Annotated in this window: 25 protein-coding genes and 1 tRNA gene; 16 read left to right on the top strand and 10 right to left on the bottom strand. The window is 31.5% G+C overall.

From position 1 onward, the window contains the following. Positions 1–86: 86 nt before the first annotated feature. Positions 87–803, bottom strand: coding sequence for an RDD family protein (locus B2U95_RS03320; protein WP_296312778.1), 717 nt, complete (start codon positions 801–803; stop codon positions 87–89). Positions 804–838: 35 nt separating this feature from the next. Here B2U95_RS03320 and B2U95_RS03315 point away from each other — a divergent pair, with 35 nt between their 5' ends. The 7 genes from B2U95_RS03315 to B2U95_RS03285 all read left to right on the top strand — a co-directional run bounded on the left by B2U95_RS03315 (position 839) and on the right by B2U95_RS03285 (position 7,629). Beyond that, entirely contained in the window at positions 839–1,834 is a 996-nt protein-coding gene (locus tag B2U95_RS03315) for a stage II sporulation protein M (protein ID WP_296312776.1), read from the top strand. A gap of 17 nt (positions 1,835–1,851) precedes the next feature. Beyond that, positions 1,852–2,739: a hypothetical protein gene (locus B2U95_RS03310; RefSeq protein ID WP_296312774.1), complete on the top strand. Its 888-nt coding sequence runs from the start codon at positions 1,852–1,854 to the stop codon at positions 2,737–2,739. Continuing rightward, positions 2,740–3,474 (top strand): DUF4129 domain-containing protein, encoded by a 735-nt coding sequence (locus B2U95_RS03305; protein WP_296312772.1) that lies wholly within the window; start codon positions 2,740–2,742, stop codon positions 3,472–3,474. After that, complete coding sequence (locus B2U95_RS03300; protein WP_296312770.1) at positions 3,471–4,694, top strand: DUF4350 domain-containing protein; 1,224 nt, start codon at positions 3,471–3,473, stop codon at positions 4,692–4,694. The genes B2U95_RS03305 and B2U95_RS03300 overlap by 4 nt, the downstream gene beginning before the upstream one ends. After that, complete coding sequence (locus B2U95_RS03295) at positions 4,676–5,671, top strand: AAA family ATPase (RefSeq protein ID WP_296312768.1); 996 nt, start codon at positions 4,676–4,678, stop codon at positions 5,669–5,671. The genes B2U95_RS03300 and B2U95_RS03295 overlap by 19 nt, the downstream gene beginning before the upstream one ends. A gap of 16 nt (positions 5,672–5,687) precedes the next feature. Next, positions 5,688–7,019, top strand: a complete 1,332-nt coding sequence (locus B2U95_RS03290) for a DUF58 domain-containing protein (protein ID WP_296312766.1) — start codon at positions 5,688–5,690, stop codon at positions 7,017–7,019. 193 nt (positions 7,020–7,212) lie between these two features. Then, positions 7,213–7,629, top strand: a complete 417-nt coding sequence (locus B2U95_RS03285) for a DUF2141 domain-containing protein (RefSeq protein ID WP_296312763.1) — start codon at positions 7,213–7,215, stop codon at positions 7,627–7,629. Between the two features lie 81 nt (positions 7,630–7,710). On the opposite strand, the gene B2U95_RS03280 is transcribed toward B2U95_RS03285, so the two are convergent. From B2U95_RS03280 to B2U95_RS03270, 3 genes are read right to left on the bottom strand one after another with little or no spacing between them, the layout of a single operon-like run. Beyond that, a complete protein-coding gene (locus B2U95_RS03280) occupies positions 7,711–9,984 on the bottom strand; it encodes a TonB-dependent receptor domain-containing protein (protein WP_296312760.1) in 2,274 nt (757 codons plus the stop codon). A 29-nt stretch (positions 9,985–10,013) separates the two neighbouring features. Beyond that, positions 10,014–10,934, bottom strand: coding sequence for a FecR family protein (locus tag B2U95_RS03275; protein ID WP_296312758.1), 921 nt, complete (start codon positions 10,932–10,934; stop codon positions 10,014–10,016). A gap of 56 nt (positions 10,935–10,990) precedes the next feature. Then, positions 10,991–11,503: an RNA polymerase sigma factor gene (locus tag B2U95_RS03270; protein ID WP_296312757.1), complete on the bottom strand. Its 513-nt coding sequence runs from the start codon at positions 11,501–11,503 to the stop codon at positions 10,991–10,993. Between the two features lie 133 nt (positions 11,504–11,636). Between B2U95_RS03270 and B2U95_RS03265 the strand changes: the two genes are divergently transcribed. Continuing rightward, positions 11,637–12,950, top strand: coding sequence for a hypothetical protein (locus tag B2U95_RS03265; protein ID WP_296312755.1), 1,314 nt, complete (start codon positions 11,637–11,639; stop codon positions 12,948–12,950). A 120-nt stretch (positions 12,951–13,070) separates the two neighbouring features. Here B2U95_RS03265 and B2U95_RS03260 read toward each other — a convergent pair whose 3' ends face one another. Beyond that, positions 13,071–13,550: a Dps family protein gene (locus tag B2U95_RS03260; RefSeq protein ID WP_296312752.1), complete on the bottom strand. Its 480-nt coding sequence runs from the start codon at positions 13,548–13,550 to the stop codon at positions 13,071–13,073. A gap of 103 nt (positions 13,551–13,653) precedes the next feature. Between B2U95_RS03260 and B2U95_RS03255 the strand changes: the two genes are divergently transcribed. After that, entirely contained in the window at positions 13,654–14,592 is a 939-nt protein-coding gene (locus B2U95_RS03255) for a LysR substrate-binding domain-containing protein (protein ID WP_296312750.1), read from the top strand. A 29-nt stretch (positions 14,593–14,621) separates the two neighbouring features. Here the strand turns inward: B2U95_RS03255 and B2U95_RS03250 are convergent, their stop codons facing one another. From B2U95_RS03250 to B2U95_RS03240, 3 genes are all read right to left on the bottom strand, one after another. Then, on the bottom strand, positions 14,622–14,819 hold the full coding sequence (locus tag B2U95_RS03250) for a hypothetical protein (RefSeq protein ID WP_296312748.1): 198 nt from the start codon (positions 14,817–14,819) through the stop codon (positions 14,622–14,624). Positions 14,820–15,034: 215 nt separating this feature from the next. After that, positions 15,035–15,859, bottom strand: a complete 825-nt coding sequence (locus tag B2U95_RS03245) for a TIGR00266 family protein (protein ID WP_296312746.1) — start codon at positions 15,857–15,859, stop codon at positions 15,035–15,037. Positions 15,860–16,041: 182 nt separating this feature from the next. Then, a complete protein-coding gene (locus B2U95_RS03240; protein ID WP_296312744.1) occupies positions 16,042–16,497 on the bottom strand; it encodes a DUF4442 domain-containing protein in 456 nt (151 codons plus the stop codon). Between the two features lie 145 nt (positions 16,498–16,642). Here B2U95_RS03240 and B2U95_RS03235 point away from each other — a divergent pair, with 145 nt between their 5' ends. The 5 genes from B2U95_RS03235 (at position 16,643) to B2U95_RS03215 (ending at position 21,236) form a co-directional block, all read left to right on the top strand. Then, positions 16,643–17,089: a DUF4870 domain-containing protein gene (locus B2U95_RS03235; protein WP_296312742.1), complete on the top strand. Its 447-nt coding sequence runs from the start codon at positions 16,643–16,645 to the stop codon at positions 17,087–17,089. A 68-nt stretch (positions 17,090–17,157) separates the two neighbouring features. Continuing rightward, positions 17,158–17,499, top strand: coding sequence for a PadR family transcriptional regulator (locus B2U95_RS03230; RefSeq protein ID WP_296312740.1), 342 nt, complete (start codon positions 17,158–17,160; stop codon positions 17,497–17,499). Continuing rightward, complete coding sequence (locus B2U95_RS03225; RefSeq protein WP_296312738.1) at positions 17,496–19,328, top strand: PspC domain-containing protein; 1,833 nt, start codon at positions 17,496–17,498, stop codon at positions 19,326–19,328. The genes B2U95_RS03230 and B2U95_RS03225 overlap by 4 nt, the downstream gene beginning before the upstream one ends. Before the next feature lie 136 nt (positions 19,329–19,464). Next, positions 19,465–20,193 (top strand): head GIN domain-containing protein, encoded by a 729-nt coding sequence (locus B2U95_RS03220; RefSeq protein ID WP_296312735.1) that lies wholly within the window; start codon positions 19,465–19,467, stop codon positions 20,191–20,193. Between the two features lie 206 nt (positions 20,194–20,399). Next, positions 20,400–21,236: a GIN domain-containing protein gene (locus tag B2U95_RS03215; protein WP_296312733.1), complete on the top strand. Its 837-nt coding sequence runs from the start codon at positions 20,400–20,402 to the stop codon at positions 21,234–21,236. Between the two features lie 72 nt (positions 21,237–21,308). Here the strand turns inward: B2U95_RS03215 and trxB are convergent, their stop codons facing one another. Both trxB and B2U95_RS03205 read right to left on the bottom strand, forming a co-directional pair. Continuing rightward, positions 21,309–22,292 (bottom strand): thioredoxin-disulfide reductase, encoded by a 984-nt coding sequence (gene trxB / locus B2U95_RS03210; protein WP_296312730.1) that lies wholly within the window; start codon positions 22,290–22,292, stop codon positions 21,309–21,311. Between the two features lie 145 nt (positions 22,293–22,437). Further along, positions 22,438–22,515, bottom strand: a tRNA-Pro gene (locus B2U95_RS03205). Between the two features lie 104 nt (positions 22,516–22,619). Here B2U95_RS03205 and B2U95_RS03200 point away from each other — a divergent pair. Further along, a complete protein-coding gene (locus tag B2U95_RS03200; RefSeq protein ID WP_296312729.1) occupies positions 22,620–23,720 on the top strand; it encodes a PQQ-dependent sugar dehydrogenase in 1,101 nt (366 codons plus the stop codon). After that, a complete protein-coding gene (locus tag B2U95_RS03195; protein ID WP_296312727.1) occupies positions 23,717–24,163 on the top strand; it encodes a c-type cytochrome in 447 nt (148 codons plus the stop codon). Before B2U95_RS03200 ends, B2U95_RS03195 begins: the two co-directional genes overlap by 4 nt. The last annotated feature ends 56 nt before the right edge of the window (positions 24,164–24,219 follow it).

Genomic DNA, 24,219 nt, shown 5'->3' with positions numbered 1-24,219 from the left:
ATAATTTATATTTATCATTCGGTACTAAATGCAGCATCTAATTTATATGCAAGATTTCTGCCTTCACAGTAATTGTGTCTATCTACTTACATATTCTGAGTATAGTAATTATAATCCTTTATGACCTTAGCTACAAAATCTAAAGGTTTTTCATTGGTCTCAATAGACATTACTTTTAAAAGACGATAATGTAAGTTTACAATAATATTATGGTTTCCATTTCTAACGGCATCATCGTATAAATTTTTAATGGTCTGCATATCACTATCTTTTAATACGGTGACTTGGCTGTAGGTTGGCAAATAGTTTAAAGGTAAATCTTTTACCAAAGTGTCATTAATCGTTAGTTTTTGTTTTTCGCTTATAACAGTAGTTCCTGCTGCGATATCGCCTATACGTTGGCCATTTCCTTTTAATAAGATAGTCAGCACAGCTCCACCTCCAGTTGTTAATGCAACATCAATAATTCTTAAAATCCATCTCACAAAATAATTTGCAAAACTTGGTGGCGAACCATCTAATTTCACCACTCGTGTTTTCATTAAAGTCTTTCCAATGGTCTTACCATTTAAAAAGGTTTCGAGCAAAACATAATACAAAAATGCTGGTAATGAGACTAATAGATAAATTGTCCAAGAATCACCTGGCTCTAAATTCAATTTAACTAGAAGTAATATGGCTAAGATTCCATATAGAAGAATAACAGCACTGTCAATAAGATAACCAAGCAAACGATCTCCAATACTAGCAACGTTTTGATTTATACCTACATTTTGAGCAGTTTCTATTTGAAATTCGTCCATATTTTCTTTTCTTTGAAAGCTAAAGGGATTAGTATATGCGCGAAGCGGCTTTTGTAAAGCAAAATAAAGACAAATGGTTAGAATTTGAAAGCGTTCTTGCAAATAAAATCAATATTGATCCCGATTTGTTGTCTGACCTGTATATTGAAGTCACAGATCATTTGAGCTATGCTAAAACGTTTTACAAAAATAGTAATACAGAACGTTATCTAAATCAATTAGCATCATCAGCACACCAGAATATTTACAAGACTAAAAAAGAACCAAAAAACCGCCTTATTTCTTTCTTTAAGACAGAGTTCCCTACTATGTTTTATCAACATCAGAGAGAACTTCTAATTACTTTTTTAACCTTTACCTTATTTGTTATTGTTGGCGCATTCTCTGCAGCTAACGAAGGTGACTTTGTACGCTCTTTTTTAGGGGATGGTTATGTAAACATGACTTTAGAAAACATAAAAAAAGGAGACCCAATGGCTGTATACAAACAGCAAGGTGAGTTTAATATGTTTTTAGGTATTACACTTAATAATATTAAAGTTGCACTTTTTGCATTTGGCTATGGTATTATGCTTGGTGTTGGCACATTATATATAATGATGCAAAACGGTATTATGTTAGGTAGTTTTCAATATTTTTTTTACGAACAAGGCTTACTTTGGGAATCTGCTCGCACAATTTGGATACACGGTACCATAGAAATATCGGTAATTGTAATAGCAGGTTGCGCAGGTCTTGTTATGGGTAACGGAATTCTTTTTACTGGGACATTACCTAGACTAGAATCTTTTAAGCGCGGAGTTATTAATGGCTTAAAAATATTAATGAGCACCATTCCGTTTTTTATTATTGCAGGCTTTTTAGAGGGCTTTGTAACCAGACATACCGAAATGCCAGATTGGCTGGCTATTTTAATTATTGGAGGTTCATTAGCACTCATCTTATTTTATTACGTTATTTACCCAATTCAGCTACATAGAAAATTAAAAAAACTCACTGAGTTTAAAAATACAATTGAACTAACCAACTAAATTTAACCAAACACAATATGAATAAACCCTACATAGAATTTAGAAAACAAAGTGATTTTAGTGCTATACTAACGGATACTTTTGGTTTTATTAGAAATGAATTTAAACCTTTAATGAAAGCTATATTTAATATTGCAGGTCCTGCAATATTAATTTTAATGGTGTCTCTTGGTGCTTATAATTACGTCGCTGGCGATATATTTGATTTTACGTCTTTAGGAGAACCATCGTTCAATTCAGGTAATATCTTAGCTACAGTAATTGCCGGAATATGTTATTTTATATCTGCAATCACTGCTTATATTTTAACTACCTCAGTTACTCTATATTATATAAAATCTTATGTAGACAATAAAGGAGATACTAATTTAAGTGAAATTAAAAAAAATGTTTATAATACGTTTTGGTCATTTTTTGGATTGAGTTTTCTTAAAGGCATAACGTTAATCATTGCGACAATGATTTGTATTTTACCTGTATTTTATGCTATGATACCAATGGCTGTTGTCTTTAGTATTTTTGTTTTTGAAACTAGACGCTCTACAACAGATGCGTACAGCCAAAGCTTTACGCTAGTAAACGCAGATTTCTGGACTGCATTTGGCTCTTTTATTGTTTTAGGTATCATATACTACATCGTTGGTTTAGCACTTTCTATTCCTTCAATTATTTATGCTTTAGTTGGTACTGGTGTTTTTTCTGGTGAAATTGACCCATCAAATATGGATAGTTTTTATGCTGACCCAGTTATCATCTTTTTAAATATCCTTAATACCTTTTTTCAATTTATACTAAATACAATTTTAGTTATTGGTGGTGCTGTTATTTATTTCCATCTTCATGAAAAAACAAACTTTACAGGTACTTACGATCGTATTAGTGAAATTGGGAAAATAGAAGAATAAATGTATATATACAGGTTGTTATTTTTTGTTTTTTTTATTGGTCAATACGCCTTTGGTCAACAAAAAGAGCAACCCGTAAATTACGATGATACCACTTTAGAAAAACAAACCATTACAGAAGACGACTTAGAAACCTACAAAGCAGACGAAGATTTTAACTATTTCGAAGTTGAGGCCGAAGACGGTTTTTTAGATAAAGCTTATCGTTGGCTCCAAAACTTCCTTCTCGAATTTTGGGAAACTATTTTTGGCGTAGGTACGGCAACTGGTTTTCTTTATTTTGTGTTTCGAATTCTACCTTATATTTTATTAGGTTTTCTGGTTTTTTTACTCATTCGTTTTTTCTTAAAAGTGAATTCAAATAACCTAAAAATTAAAGCACAACAAAACGGTTCCGTTATATTAACTGAAGAAGAGCAAATTATTCAGAATGAAGATATTCCTGCTCTAATAAAAGAAGCTATAAACCAACAAAATTACAGACTCGCTATTCGTTACTATTATCTATTATCACTAAAATATCTTAGCGATGGTGGTAACATTATTTGGCAACCTCAGAAAACTAATGATGATTACATAAATGAAATAGAAAAAAACGATTTAAAAGTAAGTTTTAAAAACATTACAAGAATTTACGATTATGTATGGTATGGAGAATTTGATGTAGACGTCTTAAAATTCGAAACCTTAAAATTACCTTTTGAAACTCTAAATAAAACCATTGAAACGCGATGAGTAAAAAAGGGAAACTATATATCGTATTAGTTGCATTGTCAATTATAATCATTGTGTTTTTGGAGATGACCAAACCGAAAGATGTAAATTGGTATCCATCTTATGCTACGCATCATAAAATTCCGTTTGGCTCGTATGTCTTTAATGAGCAGCTCAACCGTATTTCTAATAATATTACTCCAGTTGAGCGTCCTCCATTTGAGTTTCTAGAAGAAACTAATGTAGAAGGCACTTATTTGTTTTACAATGGCGGTATTAATTTTGGAAAAGAGGAACTGAATACACTTTTAGATTGGGTTGATAATGGAAACACACTAATTGTTTCTGCTGTAGATTTTGAAGATAAACTATTAGATACTTTAAATCTGAAGACAAAATCAGTGAAAACGTTTGAAAATTTTAACAACGAATATCAAGTCAACCTTGTAAACCCATTATTAGACAATAAGCAAAACTATAAATACGATAAAGCAAACACCTTTTTTTATTTTGATGAAATTGATACAACACAGACCACCATACTTGGTTTTATTGACACCTACAGAGGTGAAAACACAGTAATTAAAGATTCTTTAGTAAATACGATAAAGCAATCTTTTGGAGATGGAGAAATTATCCTCAATACATTTCCGCAGGCTTTTACAAATTACTTTATGCTAACATCCCCTAATCAAGATTATACAGCTGGCTTAATGTCTTACATAGATACAAGCAAACCTGTTTTTGTCGATACCTATTATAAAAACGGAAAGAAATTTTATACATCACCAATGTATTTATTTTTAAGTACTAAATCTTTAAAATGGGCGTATTACATAATGCTTATTGGTGTTTTAATTTATATCATTTTTGAAGGAAAGCGAAAGCAGCGTGCTATTCCGATAGTGAGACCTTTAAAAAATAAAACCGTAGATTTCACAAGGACTATTGCCAATATGTATTATGAAAACGGCAAGCATAAAGACATTTCTAATCATAAGATTACCCATTTCTTAGATTATATAAGAAACATAATGCATCTAAGTACTTCGGAAATTAATGACACATTCATTACCAATTTAGCTGCAAGAAGTAATAATACAGTTGAAGACACAAAAACACTATTCAATCATATTAATAGTTTGAATAGTAAAGCAACGATAAATAATTCAGAATTAGAACGGTTAAATACCTTAATAGAACAATTTAAATCCCATAACCAATGGAAAACGAAGCAGTAAACGACGATTTAAACTTTGATAATAGAATTCAACTAGAAGGCCTTAAAAATGCAGTAGAAAGCATTAAAGAAGAGCTTAGAAAAGTAATCATAGGACAGGACAATTTTGTAGAATTACTTATTGTGGCCTTATTAGCCGATGGACATGTTTTAATTGAAGGTGTTCCCGGAATTGCAAAAACGGTTACAGCAAAATTGTTTGCAAAGGTTTTAAAAACTGATTTTAGTCGAATTCAGTTTACGCCAGATTTAATGCCGAGTGATGTTTTGGGAACTTCGATCTTAAATATGAAGTCTTCGGAATTTGAATTTAAAAAAGGTCCTATTTTTTCTAACATCGTTTTAATTGATGAAATTAACAGAGCACCGGCTAAAACACAAGCTGCTTTATTCGAAACTATGGAAGAACGCCAAGCTACGGTAGATGGTACAACGTATAAGTTTAACAATCCGTTTATGGTCTTAGCAACACAAAACCCCATTGATCAAGAAGGTACGTATGCATTACCAGAAGCACAATTAGACCGTTTTTTATTTAAAATAAAAGTTGATTATCCTTCTTTAGAAGATGAAGTAAAGATTATTACTTCGCATCATAAAAGACAAGGTGAGCAACCACAAACCTTAATCAATGCGATACTAGACACAGCATCTTTAGAAGAGTACAAGTCTAAAACACAAGCTATTGTTGTAGAAGAAAAAATTATAACATATATCGCAGAAATTGTGTCTAAAACACGTAACCATCCGCATTTATATCTTGGAGGATCACCAAGAGCATCAATCGCTATATTAAATACTGCTAAAGCCTTTGCAGCGATTAATGGCCGTGACTTTGTAACACCAGAAGATATTAAGAAAGGTTTAAACCCTGTTCTTAACCATAGAATCATTTTAACACCAGAGCGCGAAATGGAAGGTATGACGACTGAGAATGTTATTGAGATGATAGTGCAATCAGTAGAGGTGCCTAGATAAAAAGCAGTAAGTAAATATGAAATTCTTAAAGTCTTTATACATTCACAAACAGCTCTATATTTATTTAGCTGTAGCTTCTGTATGCTTTTTATTATCGTTTTGGTTACCTGCTTTATTTTCTGTAGCATGGACATTGATGGTTTTAATTGTGGTTATTTTACTAATTGACTTGCTTCTACTTTATCAACCAAAAAACGCGATTAATGCTAGACGTATTTTACCAGATAAGTTTTCTAACAGTGATAGCAATCCTGTGCCAATAACAATCACTAATAAATATGGCTTTAAAACCTATTTAGATGTTATTGATGAATTGCCTGTTCAATTTCAGAAAAGAGATTTTTCATATAAAACGACATTGAACCCAAATCAGAATCATGATTTTGACTATTTAGTGAGACCAGTAGACAGAGGTGAATACTATTTTGGGCATCTCAACGTTTTTGTGTCTTCTATTTTAAAAATTATAAAACGCAGGTATCAGTTTCAGAATAAGCAAATGGTTATGGTTTATCCTTCTATAATTCAAATGCAGAAATATGACTTTTTAGCTATTAGTAATTCTTTGACTGAAATTGGACTCAAAAAAATTAGACGTATTGGTAATACTTCAGAGTTTGAACAAATTAAAGAATACGTAAACGGTGATGACTTTAGAACTGTAAATTGGAAAGCAACTGCCAAACGTGCGCAGTTAATGGTTAATCAATACCAAGATGAAAAATCCCAGCCTATCTACTCTATTATAGACACAGGTCGTGTAATGAAGATGCCTTTTAATGGTTTAAAACTTTTAGATTATGCCATTAACTCAACACTAGCTTTTAGTAACGTAGCATTAAAAAAACATGATAAGGTTGGTATGATTTCATTTTCAAAAAAGATTGAATCCTTTCTACCAGCTATACATAAACTCACCTATCTCAATCGTATTTTAGAAAACCTATACAATATAGACACCCAATTTAACGATAGTGATTTTGGTTTACTCTATGCCCAACTAAAACGTAAAGTAACCCATCGTAGTTTACTTTTATTATATACAAACTTTGAACATTTAAGTGCACTAAAACGTCAACTACCTTACTTGCAAGCCATATCTAAAAAGCACATGCTTGTTGTTGTACTCTTTGAAAACACAGAATTAGATACCATTATTAAAGAAAATGCTGAAGATTTACAATCTATATATCATAAAACAGTTGCAGAGAAATTTGCTTTTGAAAAACGATTGATGGTTAAGGAACTTCAGAAGTATGGTATCCAGGCCATATTAACTCCGCCTGAAAAATTGACGATTAATACTATTAACAAGTATTTAGAGATAAAAGCCCGAGGATTGCTTTAGTATTAAGTGCTCAGTAACTGAATAAAATATACTTTTTTGTTTATTAGCTTCTAAATTCTAACAACTAAAAGCTAACCAAACCACAACTCATCCTATTAAAATCACAGTTGGGTAACAACAATTATTTCTACACGGACATTTGTTAGATATTTGAATCATCAAACAAACACAAACCATTAAAACAAAAATCATTATGAAAAATTTAATCTTAACAATCGCACTAGTTTTCACTTCATTATTTGGCTTTTCTCAAGAGGACGGCATTACTATAACAGTAAGTATTGACAATGTAAAAAGTGACACAGGCAAAGTATCTTTCGCACTACATACAAAAGACACTTTTATGAAAGGTCAAGGTATTATGAATACTGAAACTAAGATTAAAGATGGTAAAGTTGAAATCACTTTTGAAAATGTACAACCAGGTGACTATGCGATAATGGCCTTACATGATGCAAATGAAAACAACCGTATGGATTTTAGAGAAAACGGAATGCCTTTAGAAGATTATGGAATATCTAACAATGTTATGGCTTTTGGACCACCACAATATGGTGATGCTAACTTTACAGTAGCTAAAGAAGATTTAAAATTTGAAATCCGTTTCTAAAACATAACTCATCAATCAATCAATCAATCGAATAAAAAAGCCATTAAGAAATTAATGGCTTTTATTAATTTAACACTCTTATTACCAATAGAGTCTAAACATTAGATTTGGTGTAATACCAATAGAAAAAGTCTCTATTTGCTCAATTGGATCGTCTAAGCTATTGTTACCTCTATATTCTCTACTAATTAGGTTTTTTCGGTTATAGATATTACGAATAGATAATCCGACCTTACCTCTTAAACTATTGGTATTTGAAAGTTTAAAATTATAAGTTGAAGAAAAGTCTAATCTATGATAAACAGGCAATTGCCCTGTGTTAATACCGTTATTAAACTCTAACCCGTCACTACCTTGCTCTGCGATAGTGTACGGTTTTCCCGTTTGCCATTTCCAACCTAATGCAAACTGAAAATCATCTAACTTATAACTTAAAGCCGTCGATACAGCATGTGTAATATTAGACTTTGATGTGAAATTTATATCATTATTTAAGTTTTCAAAATTACTTTTAGCTCTATTAAACGAATAACTAATCCAAGAATTAAAGCTGTTAAAACGTTTTTTAATAAAAATATCTGCGCCTAAAATATTCTGTTCACCAATATTAAAAGTACTATTGTTTGGGTTTAAAAAACCTAGAGATAAAGCCGTTATATTTCTCAATCTTTTATAATATGTATCAAAATCTATACTTAAATTATTCTTATTGTAGATAAACCCAGCTGAAACTTGCTGGCTATTTATAATCGGAAATTCATTACCATTAGCTAATCGCCAAACTCTATTTTCTAATGATAGACTGCTTAAAATTGTCTCATCGATTTCACTGATAATTTGATTTTTAATTTCACCTGTTACTTGAAGCTTTAAATGTTTAAAAACAGGAGCTAAAACAACTAATCTCGGCTCTACTCTCACTGCATCTAATTCTTTAAAGTAAGTACTACGTAATCCAAAAGAGACATCAAAAAGCTTAGCATTATTATAATTGTAATTCCCATATAAACTATGCGTTTGTACAGTATTATCTTCAGTATCTAATACAAAGGAAAGATCTGTAGTGTTTAAAAATGCATAAGCAACATCTTTAAGCGTGTATTGATAACCGAATGTGTAATTACTAGTATTAGATGTATTAATGTTTACTTCTGTTGCTATACCAGAATCAAAAATGGTGTTTCGCTTCTCAAAATCTGAAACTTGCTCATTGTTTTCTGTAGTAATAAAATTATAATTCAGTTTGTAATCCGAAAAAAAGGCTGTTGTGTTTTGAGATATTTTGTCAGTCCAATTAAGTACCCACCCGAACCCGTAACCTATATTACTTGTTTGTAACTTATCATTAAATTCGCTATTAGTTTCTATATCATTCTGAACATGGTCTAACTGATTATCTATAGAAATAATACTAGCATAAAGACTGTTGTTTTTGTTAGGCTTGAAATTGAGTTTTACGTTGTAGTCTAAAAATGAAAACGCATTACTTGCATTTTCAGAGTTATTAATCTTAGTACTTTCGAAAACTTTGTCTGACAATTGATTAAAAGCAAATGTTTCTAGAACATCTACGTAACTTCTTCGAAGAGATGCCTGAATATTCATCTTATTTTTTATAATAGGAATGTCTATTAGAGCATCTGCATTGACTCCGTTTACTCCTATTTCTGCTTTTATCTGATTAGAAATCTCTGAATTTGAAGACATGTCTATAACACTAGACAAGCGCTCGCCGTATCTAACATGCGCTCCTTTATTTATAAATTTAATTTCTGAGGTTACATTCGGGTTTAATGGTGAAATCATTCCAAACAAATGCCCTTTGTGGTATAAATTAATACCATCCCATATTAATCGGTTTTGGTCAGAAGCTCCACCTCTTACAAAAAAACCGGTTGCAGTTTCATTCGGGCTTATAACACCAGGCAATAATTGAATACTCTCTAAGACATCTGGTTCTGTTAGACCTGGTAATATTGCTAACTTAGAAGGATACAGTTTATAGGATCCGTCTCTATTTTTTTCAATACCTTTTGTTAGGTAACTTCTAACAATTACGGCTTCAAGCTTATATAAATCTGTTACTTTTTCTAAAGATTCATTAATAATGATATAACGATCGTTAAGGATTTTATAATCTAACTGTGTCAATAACTTAATAGCTTGTAAAACTTCTAAAAGTGTACGTTTGTCTCTAACTAAAGTGACACGTTTAGTATTAATATAGTCATCCTTATAAGAAAATAAAACATCGTAAGTATCTTCAATCTTTGAAAACACGTCAGACAAAGGTTCGTCTTTAAACGCAATGTAAAAAGCCTCTTCTTGCGAAAAGGCTGATAATGGAAGTAACATTAAAACAAAGATATAGATTAACCTCATCTTTAATACCTGAGCTTAATGTTACGTTTCTCTTCTTCAATATATCTTATCTCAAATGTTTCAAAAACAGTTTTTAATGCCATATTAAGGTTATTATGTGGAAAACTACCAGAAAACAATACAGAATCATCAATAGCTTCTGCATCGAAGTTTATATTATATTGATCTTGTAGAGAAGTTATTACGTAACGTATTGGCACGCTTTTAAAGGTGCTTTCACCCGCAATCCATGTTGGCTGTTTTTCTTGTATTTTAAATGACTCTGATGCATCACCATTTATTTTTCTTACAGCATCGTTGGGTAACAGCACATAATCTGATTCTAAGGTTTTTACACCAACTTTACCTTCATAACAAACAACATCAAAAAAATCATTAGTCGCGTTGACATTAAACTGCGTTCCTAAAACTCTAACTGAGCCATTATTAGTTTTCACTGTAAATGTTTCACCTTTTTTAACTTTAAAATAAGCTTCACCTTCTAAGGTTAACAGTCTATTATCTTGCCATTCGTCTTTACTATAAGAAATTTTAGATTTTGAATTTAATATTACTTCAGAGCCATCTAAAAGTGTAATAGTTTTTTGTTCTCCAAAACCAGTTTCTATAATAAGTTCATTAGTATCTAACATGGTAAAAAGGCCAAATAATAGGACAATAGACGCAGCAACACCAATAATCCAATTTGTGTTTAAAAATTTTACTTTCTGCTCTTTTTTAGCTAATCGTTGTTTAATTTTATCAAAGCTTATATCAATAGGTGCATTTAATTTGTTAGAGATGGCAATTCCTTTTTTCAACTTTAAATACCCTTCAAAATCATCTTTACTAACACGGCTTTTTAATTCCATATCAGTAATCTCCCCTTCTAACCATTTGGCTAAAAACGTATCTGAATTATTATTTGTATTATCTTCTTTCATCGTGTTCTATAATTAAGACAACTCATTATATAAAAACCCTACTTAAAATAGTAAAATTATACATTACCTATTTCTTTTCGCATTACAACTAAAGCCTGATGCATTCTTTTTTCTACTGCCTTTACTGATATATCGAGTAGTTCTGCTATCTCTTTATATTTTTTATTTTCAATTCTATTCAATAAAAATACTTCGCGTTGTTTCTCTGGCAGATTAGAAATAGTCCGTTCTAACTTTTCCATAAACTCTTTTTCTAGTAAAATAAATTCTGGTGATTCGTTAGTACTTTCTTTTTTATTTGAGTCACTATAGTTTTTTACAACTTTTTCGTGTTTCTTCTCATTTAAAAATAAATTATTAGCAACAGTATAGGTGTAACTTTTTATTTTATTATAATCTACCTTACTACAATTATCCCAAAGTTTAATAAACGTGTTCTGTAATAAATCTTCGGCTGCATCTATATCTTGAGTTTTAAAAAAAAGAAAACGCCTTATGTCTTTTGCATAGGTTTTATAAATAAACTCAAAGGTTTTTGAGTTACAAATATTACGGTTATCTTTTGACATTACGCTTTTATTAATTGAAGACTCAAAACTATGAAAAAAAAATCTTGTTAAAAAAGTAGGGTTTTTAAATTGTGAGTTGTCTTACTACTGATTAACCCAATAACTAGTTTTAACCACATAAAAAATTACAAAAATGAAGAATTTAAAATTTACACTCTTTAGTTTATTTATGGCTTTAATGGTATTTACATCTTGTACCAATGAAGAAGCTGTGATAGATGAGCAACAAACTACAGAAGAAAGCGCCTCAATCACAAAATCTTTAAATGAATTAAGTCAACAATTTAACCAAACTGGTAACTTTACTACAACTAATAACCCTGCTGGTAATATTGTCTTTGACTTTTGTTTTGACTTTGTTTATCCGTTAACATTGTCTTACAACAATGGTTCAACAGTAACTGTTGATGGTTTAGGAGGCTTAGTGAATATAATATTAGGTTCTAATGAAAATTTATTTATTAATGGTATTGCATTTCCTTTTGATGTAGAAACTTACAGTGAAAACAGCAATACAATTGAAATAGTTACAATAAACAATGAAGATGAATTTGTAAGCTTAGTAGAAAACTGTGGTTTTGATGATATTGAGGTTTGTGAATGTTTTGAAGTTTTTGATCCTGTTTGTGTAGAAATAACAGATCCTAATGGCGAAATTTTTACAGTAACTTATCCAAATGCTTGTTATGCAGAGTGCGATGGTTTTACTGAAAATGATTTTGTTGATACTTGTGAAGATGATTATTATTCTGGCAGTACAGAATGTTTCACGCTTAACTACCCATTATCAATTATTATTAATGGAGATACAGTATTAATTAATTCTCAGGAAGAATTAGGCAATTCATTATATGATGTATATGACTTTGATTTTGTTTATCCTTTTACTGTAACACTAGATAATGAAGAGGTAATTACAATAAATACACCAGAAGACATAGAAACAATACTAGAAGATTGTTATGGTGATATTGATGGTGGAGGTGAGTGCGAAGAGTGCGAAAACACACCAGTTGATTTAGTTTGTATTCAATACACAAATGAAGCAGGTGAAACTGTTATTGAAGTTTTTACAAATATGTGTTACGCAATTTGTGAAGGTTTTACTGAAAACAATGTCGTTAATTGTGAAGATGATAATAACCCTAGTGATTGTTCTGAAGACGCAGTTGCATCTGCATTAGTAGAATGCCAAATATGGTTTGCAACGGTAAATAATCAGGTATATACGTATGTGTTTTCATCTGATGGCACAGTAACAGTAAGTTTAAACAATAGCGCCGTTACTTCAGGAACTTGGAGTCTAACTAATGTGAACGGCACATTAACGGCTATCATAATTATGGACTCAGAAAACTTTAGTGATGAATGGTCATTTTATTGTGATACACCAATTTTGATCGTTGTAAGCTCTACATTCTGGAATATAGAATCTGGTTGCGATTAATATAAGTCTTAAAGATTTAAAAATTATTTTAGACACATATTAAAAGTTAAGTTTATTTATTAAAAAACCTTCAGATTAAATTCTGAAGGTTTTTTTTATCTATAAAATTAACTTCAAAAATTAAACTGTTTCTCCTAACCAAGCCTTCATCATCCAAACTGTTTTTTCTTGCTCAGTAATAAAATCGCTCATCATTGAGTTAGTCCCTTCATCATTAGCTTCATCAGAAGTATTTAGAATGGCTCTTTCAACTTTCAGTAATTCTGATAATGATTCTACAATAAGTTGCACAGCATTTTCATCTTTAGAGATATTTTTACCTACTGGTACTTTTGCTGCTTTAATATAATCATCAAAAGTATGCAGCGGTGTTTCGCCTAGCGTTAATATACGCTCAGCTATAGCATCTACTTTTGTATTAGCATCCGTATATAGTTCTTCAAACTTTACATGTAAGTCAAAAAAGCCACGTCCTTTAATATTCCAATGTATACCTCTTAAATTCTGATAGTAGAGTTGAAAATTAGCTAGTAACTGATTTAAATCATCAGCTAAGGCCTTTGTTTTTTTTGTATCTAATCCTATACTATTTAGTGTCATAATCTATTATTTTTATTTATTCAAAGTTACAGTTCAATTAACCCAAATTTACTATAGTTTTCATGAATAGTTTTAATACTTTTATAGCCTAAATGAATGCACTATGACAATCACACAATTGAAATACGCTTTAGCGATAGCTGAACATAAAAATTTCACCAAAGCAGCAGAAAAGTGTTTCGTAACACAACCTACACTTAGTACACAAATACAAAAGCTTGAAGATGAATTAGATATAATTATTTTTGACAGAGGTAAAAAACCTATTGAACTTACAGAAGTTGGTCGTAAGATTGTATACCAAGCGCGTAACATTGTTAACGAAGCAGACCGCATAAAAGATATTGTAGATCAGCAAAAAGGATTTATAGGTGGTGAATTTAGATTAGGTATCATCCCGACCGTTATGCCAACCCTATTACCAATGTTTCTAAAAAGCTTCATTAAAAAATATCCAAAAGTGAAGTTAAAAATTGAAGAGTTAACTACCCAAGAGATATTAACACGAATTAATGATGGTCATTTAGATGCAGCGATCGCAGCAACTCCCTTAGAAAGTGATAATATTAAAGAACGTGTATTGTACTATGAGCCATTTGTTGCATATATACCAGATAATCACAGATTAAAAGATTATAAGACTATTGAAGTCTCAGATTTAGATATTGAGGATATGCTTTTACTTGAGGATGGTCACTGTTTTAGAGATGGTGTTATAAATCTATGTAAGACTTTTAAAGATCAAGTAGATGAAACGTTTCAGCTAGAAAGTGGCAGTATAGAAACCTTAATAAAACTCTCTAACGAAGGCATGGGAATGACGCTTCTACCCTATTTACACACATTAGATATAAAGGAAAAATTAAGTCCTAATCTAAGACACTTTAAAGAACCTTCACCTGCCAGAGAAGTCAGTATCATTTATCATAAAAGTGAGCTAAAAATGCAAATTATAGACGCTATGCATAATGTTATTTCTGGAATTATACGCGGTGCAATAGCTTTTCAAAATGTAGAAATTGTGAGTCCTTTACCCAAATAAAAAAAAAGCGACAAATGAGTCGCTTTTTTTTATGCTTTTAAATATATTAAACATTGATTTAATTCTGGGTTTTGATTAATTAGGGACTGAATATAAATTCTTAAATCTTCAAGTTCGTGAGGCAGTAATCGTCTTACTGCTTTTTGCACTTCCTTGCAAAATAATGTCGTATCAAAACTAACTTTGCTTAGTACAGTCTTAGTGTACTCATACATTGCTCTTGCCATAGTAAAGTTTTAAATTTTAAGATTAAAAAAAGTAGATTTTCTATATAGGCTAATGTTTCAATTACTTCTCTAAATTAGACAAAAAACAAATGCCATAATGAAGTTTAACAGCTTTTTATGTTAAAAGTAAAATAACATGTTGAATTTCAAATAAACTAAATAGAGATCCTTAAAACGTAAGCTACTGATTAACAAAATATTAAATAAATTTAATTTTAAAACCTATTATCACCATCTAACAAATCACCTAAACCGCCAAGAATACTTCCTTCACCTTTAGATTTACCAGCTCTAGGAACTGACGCTAAAATACGACTAGCTAATCTGCTAAATGGTAAGGATTGTATGTAAACTTTTCCTGGACCTTGAAGCTTTGCAAAGAATAAACCTTCGCCACCGAAAATAGAATTCTTAATACCTCCTATAAATTCTATATCGTAATCGATGCCTTGTGTAAAACCAATGATACAACCTGTGTCTACACGTAATATTTCACCAGCAGCTAATGTCTTTACAGCTGTAGTTCCTCCTGCGTGTACAAATGCCATACCATCACCTTCTAACTTTTGCATAATAAAACCTTCACCTCCAAAAAGACCACGACCCAATTTCTTAGAAAACTCAACACCAATACTTACTCCTTTGGCAGCACATAAAAATGCGTCTTTCTGGCAAATAAACTTTCCGCCAAATTCATTTAAGTCAATAGGTATAATTTTACCTGGATAAGGAGATGCGAAAGACACATTTCGTTTTCCGGTGAGGTCGTTATAGAAAGCCGTCATAAATAAACTCTCACCTGTAAGGATACGTTTTCCTGCTCCTAATATTTTACCTAAGAAACCTGTGTCTTTTTGTGAGCCGTCACCAAAAATAGTATCCATTTTAATCCCATCATCCATCATCATAAAACTCCCAGATTCTGCAATAACTCCTTCTTGCGGATCTAACTCTATTTCTACGTATTGCATCTCCTCACCGTAAATACGGTAATCTATTTCATGTGCATTTCTGTCTGTAAAATCGGGTATTTTTTCCATAATATTAAAGTTGTTGTTTTAAGATTGATTCATTTATATGTTGAACAAAACTTGATTTTGTTACAACTTTTTAAAATTATCAATACTAAATTTGAAATTCCAACACTAAAAACTGTGACTGTGACTGAAAAATTCTATCGTCCATTAATGAGATTACCGCTTCCTTCGTCCTCGCAATGACGTTACACTTTAACTTTTAGCGTCCATTCAAAATTAAAAGAAGACACTTGTACTCCATCTGAATTTAACCCATTAGCATTTAACCAAACCGTTTGGCCTTCTCCGGTTTCAATAGCCTTGTTCATTGCTTCATCAATTTTTAAACCGTCTTCACATTTAAAAGTAATTCTTCCTGTTGCCTTTTTGGTAAAAGAAGCATTATTAGTTACGACCAACATCGATGTTTTTTTTCCGCTTTCTTTTATTTTTTTCATTACCAAAGCACCAGTAGCTAACTCAGCTGCCATGCCTTGTACTGCCCAGAACATAGAATTAAATGGATTCTGATTTATCCAACGGTGTTTTACAGATACAATACAAGATGTGTTATCTAAATGTTTTGTTCTTACACCTGTAAAGTATGCTGCAGGCAGCTTAAACATTAGAAATTTATTGAGTTTAGATGGAGTTATGTTCATGTATGTTGTATATAATTTCACTAAAATAATTCAAATATTCAAGGTGAACTAATGTTAATTAAATGTTAATATTTAGTACTATGCGTAACATAATACCTTTTTAAAGACATATATTTGTATAAACAACTATTATATACTTTTAAATATGTTAGATAATCATCATAAAAATTTAGCCACATTTATACACCTTTCGACCTTTTCGAGATTTGTAATTCCTTTTGGTAATTTCATTGGCCCAATAGTTTTATGGGCAGCAAATAAAGATAAATCAGAATTTATAGATCAGCATGGCAAACAAGCCATTAACTTTCAAATTAGTGTATTGCTTTATGCAATTATTATTGGAACTATAAGTGTACCATTTTTCATTTTTAAGTTACTTAGAAATATGGATGTTTTAAATTTTAATGGGTTTCATGACTTTCATATTAATGTAGGTCAACCTTCTCCTCTATTATACATTGGAGGTGGCTTAGGAGCCTTAGCTGTAATTGCATTTATAATAGAACTCGCACTCATAGTGCGCGCAAGTTTATCGGCAAGGGATGGAAAAGTTTATAAATACCCATTGACCATCAATTTTTTAAAGTAAAATCGAATTTTCATCAATAATCAAATCAATCAAAAAATGAACAGTTTAATCGAATTAAAGACGCACACATGAAAATAGAAAACACAAAAGCACAAATGCGTAAAGGTGTTCTGGAGTATTGCATTTTATCAGTCTTAAAAGATGAAGATGCTTATGTCGCAGAAATTCTTGGCACACTAAAAGACGCAAAAATGCTTGTTGTAGAAGGAACCATATACCCACTATTAACAAGGTTAAAAAATGCTGGATTACTCAATTACCGTTGGGAAGAATCTACATCTGGACCGCCAAGAAAATATTATGGTCTTACAGAGACAGGAAAGCTATTTCTAAAAGAATTAAACACGACTTGGAGTGAACTACAAAATGCCGTAAATCTAGTAACAAGTACAAAAACAACAAAGAAATGAATAAAACAGTCAATATAAATTTAGCAGGTATATTTTTTCATATCGATGAAAATGCATATCTAAAGTTACAGCGCTATCTTGAGGCTATAAAACGTTCATTTACAGACTCTCAAGGTCAATCTGAAATCATCTCAGATATAGAAGCACGTATCGCAGAACTATTTACAGAACGCATACAAAACGAAAAACAAGTTGTTGGCGTAAAGTTAGTTGACGAGGTAATCACCATAATGGGACAACCAGAAGATTACTTAGTAGATGATGAAATCTTTGAAGATGAACCGCAACCAAGACAGAGACAAAGACCGAGTTCTAATCCGTCTAAGAAATTATATAGAGATACAGACAACTCTTACATAGGAGGTGTTGCTGCTGGCTTAAGCCACTATTTAGGTATAGAATCTATCTGGACACGTTTAATCTGGCTATTACTTGGTATAGGCTCTGGTGGTACATTTATCTTAATATATCTTATTTTCTGGGCTTTAGTACCAGAAGCAAAGACTACAGCAGAAAAACTAACCATGACTGGCGACGCTGTAAATATCAGTAACATCGAAAAAAAAATTAAAGATGGGATTGATACTGTTTCAGAAAAAGTAAAAAATGTCGATTTAAAAAAACATGGAGATAAACTAAAAGAGAGTTTTGATCATGTATCAGATAACATATCCGACACGGTAAAAAGTGTAGATTTTCAAAAACAAAGCAGCCGACTAAAATCGAGTTCGCAAACCTTTTTTGATTCTATTGGAGGTCTATTAATGTTCTTTTTAAAAGTAATCGCTAAGTTTATTGGTATTATCCTAATAATTGTTGGCATTAGCACTTTGCTAAGCCTAATCGTAGCATTCTTTACCATAGGCATAACTGATGCTGTACATTTTCCACCAATCAATTTTATTGACGCGGCAAATGCAGCACATATACCAATGTGGTTAATGTCTATGTTATTATTTTTCGCCATTGGTATTCCTTTTTTCTTTGTCTTTTACTTAGGGCTTAAAATATTAGTAAATAACTTAAAGTCTATTGGTAACGTTGCTAAATTTACATTATTAGGAGTATGGCTAATGGCTATTATTGGTCTAATAATCATAGGAGTTAAACAAGCAACAGAACATGCATTTGATGCCGAAGTTATTTCAAAAAATGAACTAAATATAAAAGCCAACGACACTCTAAAAATCAGCATGGCAGGTTTTGACCGCTACAATAATTACTATTACAGCGATAATAATAATTTTAAATTATTTGAAGATGATAAAGGTCGTAGCATCGTATCATCAGACATAAAACTTATCGTTTATTCTACTACAGATTCCGTAGCTAAAATCACAATCGTTAAAGAAGCTAGTGGTAGTAATTATAATAGTGCTAAAGAACGTGCTGAGAATATAAATTATAACTACACTTTTTCTAATAATGAATTACAGCTTGAAGCTTATCATACCACAGATGCTAAAAATAAATATAGTGACCAAGAAGTAAGAGTGATTGTTTATTTACCAGAAGGTACCATACTGTATCCTAATAAAAACACAAATAAATACCAAAGAAGAAGTTATAACAATTACAATAGTATTTTATCAAATATTAAAGATGGAAATTATTTAAAAGTCATTAAAGATGATGTAGAATGTCTTAGTTGTATAGAAGAAATTGAAGAGGAAATTGAAGAGGAAATTGAAGAGGAAATTTACACCATTGAAGAAGAAATCGAGATTATTGAAACCTCTGATAACAATCCTACTTCTATTGAAGATAAACCAGATGTTAGTCTTAAAATTAACGAAGATGGAGTAGATATCGAAGTTAATGACAATTGAAACTAAAAATTTAACAGTTCGATAGTTTTAAATTTAAAACAGCTAAAATCTAACACATCTTTGTAAGATAATTCATCAATCAAAATTAAATCAACCTGTGCTGAACTAGTTTCAGTATCACTAAAAATCAAAAATCATGAGTACATTAATCAGAATTATTATTACTAGTATTATTAGCATACTAATGCTATCCTGTAATTTTTCAATGAATTTAGGAGAAGGCATCGATGGTAACAGAAATGTTGTCAGCGCAGAGCGTAATATCTCTAGCGACTTTAACTCTATAAAAATAAGTCAAGGTTTAGACCTTTACATAACTCAGTCTAACACTGTATCATTAAGTTTAGAAGCTGACGAAAACCTTCATGATATTATTATGACTGAAGTTAAAAATGGTGTTCTAAGCATATATACATCCGAGAATATTAGAAGAGCAACATCAAAGAAAATCATACTTAATATTACTGATCTTTCTTCAATAAAAGCAACAAGCGGAAGTGATGTCTACTCTACTAACACTATTAAAACTGAAGAACTAATACTAAGCTCCACGAGTGGTGCAGATATTGAATTAGACGTAGAAACTACAAAACTAGACTGTGATTCTACAAGCGGAAGTGATATAACTGTTAGAGGAACTACAAAAATTCTAATGGCTTCAGCAACTAGTGGTAGTGATATTGATGCGCGGAATTTGAGCGCAGAAAAATCTGATGTTAAAGCAACAAGTGGTGCAGACATTTATATAAATACGTCTAAAGAATTAACAGCTAGAGCAACAAGTGGAGGGGATATAAGATATTCTGGCAACCCTAAAAAGGTCATTAAATCCGATAATTCTGCTGGTAGTGTGCAAAAACAATAAATCAATCAATCTTTTATATAGATAGTTAAATTTTCATTTAATTATCAAAAACCAATCAATCAAATTGTACTGATTTATCTCAGTATTCAGAGCCATTTTAAATTCTATATAGAGTTTGGGATGGTTTTTGTATATATTTGTTTTATAGCTTTAAAGTGACCAAATCTAGTACTTGTGTCTTATTTAAAGTTTAATAGATATAACACATGAAAAGAATACTACTTATACTAATTTTTTTAATGGTTGCTATACCAACAGTATCTGCACAAGCCGTCGAGAAAATTAAAGGAGATAGAAATGTAACCATTAAACAGACTTATATAGATGATTTTGAAACTATTGTTGTTGCTGGTGATTTTTCTATAGAAATCGTTTACAACAGTAAACCATCAGTAAATATTGAAACTGATGACAACTTACATGATGTCATTAAATTTGAAGTCCTTGATGGCGTTTTAACGTTTATTGAAACCATGCGCATTACTTCAAAAAAGAAATTAACCATAACAGTAAATTATGGTGATGCTTTAAAAAATATTGAAACCAAAGGTGATGGAGAAATAAGATCATTAACCTCTATGGAACTTGGTGATGTCTTATTAACGACTTCAGACAATTCTAGAGCATACTTAAATATAAAAGCGCAAACATTTTTATATAAAAGTTCAGGGAAATCTAAAGCGCGATTAAATCTAACCGCAGATTCTACAAAAATTGAACTTAGCGACTATAGCAAACTAGATGGCTTAATAAATAGTAAAGTAACTAATTTTGATTTGTATCTGCGCTCAGATGCTTCTATTGAAGGTACTTCAACGAGCTCTACAATTAGATTAGACAATTCTGCAAACTTTAATGGTGGCAAATTTGATACAAAAACTGCAAACATTACATTAGAAGATAATAGTGATTGTACTATTTCTGTAAACGAAAGTATAAACATTAAAGCTTCAGGCAACAGCGAAATTTACCTTTTTGGAAGTCCAGCGATTACAATTGTAAAATTTGATGATACAGCAAAACTTCAAAAGAAGAAACGCTAGAGTCTTAACTATTATAAACAACAAAGCCGAAGTTTAAAACTTCGGCTTTGTTGTTTATATATAAATTACACTCTAATTATAAGTAGATGTTACCACCTCAAACGTTGAATCTTTAGCGGCTAAGTAACGTTCTGCATCTAGAGCCGCCATACAACCTGTACCAGCAGCAGTAATAGCTTGCCTGTAAACATGATCTGCAGCATCTCCACTAACAAATACGCCTTCGACATTTGTTTTACTCGTCCCTGGTACTGCATTAATTATATAGCCCGTTTCGTCTAAATTTAAATAACCTTTAAAAATATCTGTATTTGGTTTATGACCAATAGCTACGAAAAACCCTGTTGCGGCAATATCCTGCTTTTCATTAGTTTTATTATTAACAACTCTTACACCAGTTACAACTTGTCCGTCACCAAGAACCTCATCAGTTTCTGTATTAAACAAAATTTCGATATTCTCAGTATTCTTAACACGAGTAGACATAATTTTAGATGCTCTAAATTCATCACGTCGAACCAACATAGTTACTTTCTTACAAAGTTTAGACAAGTAGTGCGCTTCTTCACAAGCAGAATCACCAGCACCTACAATTACAACTTCCTGGTTTCTGTAAAAGAAACCATCACAAACCGCGCATGCAGACACTCCACCTCCTAATTTTAAATATTTCTGTTCAGATGGTAATCCTAAATATTTTGCTGATGCTCCAGTAGAAATGATAATAGTTGAAGCATGGATTTCTTTTTCATCATTTACCCAAACTTTATGAATATCTCCAGAAAAGTCAACTTTAGTAATCCAACCATGACGAACGTCAGTTCCAAAACGCTCCGCTTGCTTTTGTAATTGAATCATCATTTCTGGTCCAGTTACACCATCTGGATAGCCTGGGAAATTCTCAACATCATTTGTTGTTGTTAATTGTCCACCAGGTTGTGTCCCTTGGTATAACACAGGAAACATATTGGCCCTAGCAGCATAAACTGCAGCTGTATAACCAGCAGGTCCAGAACCTATTATTAAGCATTTTACTTTTTCAATTGTATCAGACATATCTTATGTTTTATTACCTCACAAAAGTAGGTTTTTTGAGCAAATCCTTACATAGAAGTTATTAACAGTAATTATTCAACTATTCACTTTATCAATAACCTGTAAAACATAAAAAAAGCTCAGCATATGCTGAGCTTTTTTATTGTGGTCGGGGTGGCAGGATTCGAACCTGCGGCCTCCACGTCCCAAACGTGGCGCGATAACCGGGCTACGCTACACCCCGAATTTTGGTTTACCGATTTCGGACTGCAAATATATAGTTTTTCTTCTTTATCTAATAACAATTCTATAACTTTAAAATCTAAACTTTTATTTATTAATTTAAGTATGAAATTACGTCTTACATTTCTATGTTTAATACTCATATGTATCCTAACATGCGCTCAAGATAAGAACCCTACAAATAAGGATAATAGCTATAAAATCGTAGTCTCTGATTTAAATATTCCTTGGGGATTTACTTTTCTTCCAGATGGCTCCATGCTAATAACTGAAAAATCTGGTGAACTTATTCATTTTAAAAATGGTAAGAAAACTAAGATTACAGGATTACCAGATATATATTTACGTGGCCAAGGTGGATTATTAGATATTATACTTCATCCAAACTATAAAGAAAATGGTTGGTTTTATTTCTCTTACGCATCCTCAGAAGGTGAAGGTGATGGAGGAAATACAGCTATTGCTAGAGCAAAATTAAAAGGAAGTCGTATTACTGATTTAGAAGTATTGTACAAAGCAACACCAAATACCAAAAAAGGACAGCATTTTGGCTCACGTTTAGTTTTTGATAGAGAAGGTTATTTGTTTTTTACAATTGGAGAGCGTGGAGAACGGGATATCAACCCTCAAGATATTACTAAAGATTGTGGTAAAGTTTATCGTCTCAATGCTGACGGCTCTATACCTTCAGATAATCCATTTGTTGATTCTCCAAAAGCAAAAAAAGCGATATACTCCTATGGACATAGGAATCCTCAAGGTATGACACTACATCCTAAAACAAAGGAAATCTGGACACATGAGCATGGTCCAAAAGGTGGAGATGAAATCAATATTATAAAAGCAGGTAAAAACTACGGTTGGCCAGTAATTAGTTATGGTGTAAATTATATTGGCACTAAATTTACAGATATCACAGAAAAAGAAGGCATGGAAGAACCACTTCACTATTGGAATCCATCAATTGCACCAAGTGGCATGGCATTTATTGACAGTAATAAATATGGAGATTGGAATGGTAATCTGTTAGTTGGTTCGTTAAAGTTCCAATATTTAGACATGTGCTCACTCAAAAACAATAAAGTAATTAAAGAAGAGCGTTTGCTAAATGGGTTAGGCAGGGTTAGATGCATAGAACAGGGTCCAGATGGTTATATTTACGTAGGAATTGAAAATCTAGGAATTATAAAATTGATAAGGAAATGATGAGACTAATAAAATGTATTGCCCTTTTACTTCTGATAACGTCTTGTAATTCTAACGAGACTAAAAATAAAGCGAATTATAGTTCGAAGAATGAGTCAGAGACTAAAACGGATCCAAAACTAAAAGCGAGTATTACTGAAGGAAAGTCTATTTACAATAACTTTTGTATCAGCTGCCATATGCCAAACGGAAAAGGAGTACCAAGAGCATTTCCACCTTTAGCAGATTCAGATTATTTAAGAAAAAATCAAGTAGAAAGTATTAAAGCTGTTAAAAATGGTATGTCTGGAAAAATAGTTGTTAACGACTTAACCTATAATAGTGTTATGGCTTCTTTAGGTCTATCGGATAAAGAGGTTGCAGATGTAATGAATTATATTAATAACAGTTGGGGAAATAAAATTGATAATTTTGTAACATCAGAGAAAGTTTCTAAACTGTAGACCGGCTTTACTACTTAAATAATTAAATTTGTAGATTCAGAACTAAATCAAAATCA

It is taken from the genome of Winogradskyella sp. UBA3174, from assembly GCF_002364335.1.
Taxonomy (GTDB): Bacteria; Bacteroidota; Bacteroidia; order Flavobacteriales; family Flavobacteriaceae; genus Winogradskyella.
The sequence above is the reverse complement of the archived record's forward strand: the minus strand, read 5'-3'. Positions and strand labels throughout refer to the sequence as shown.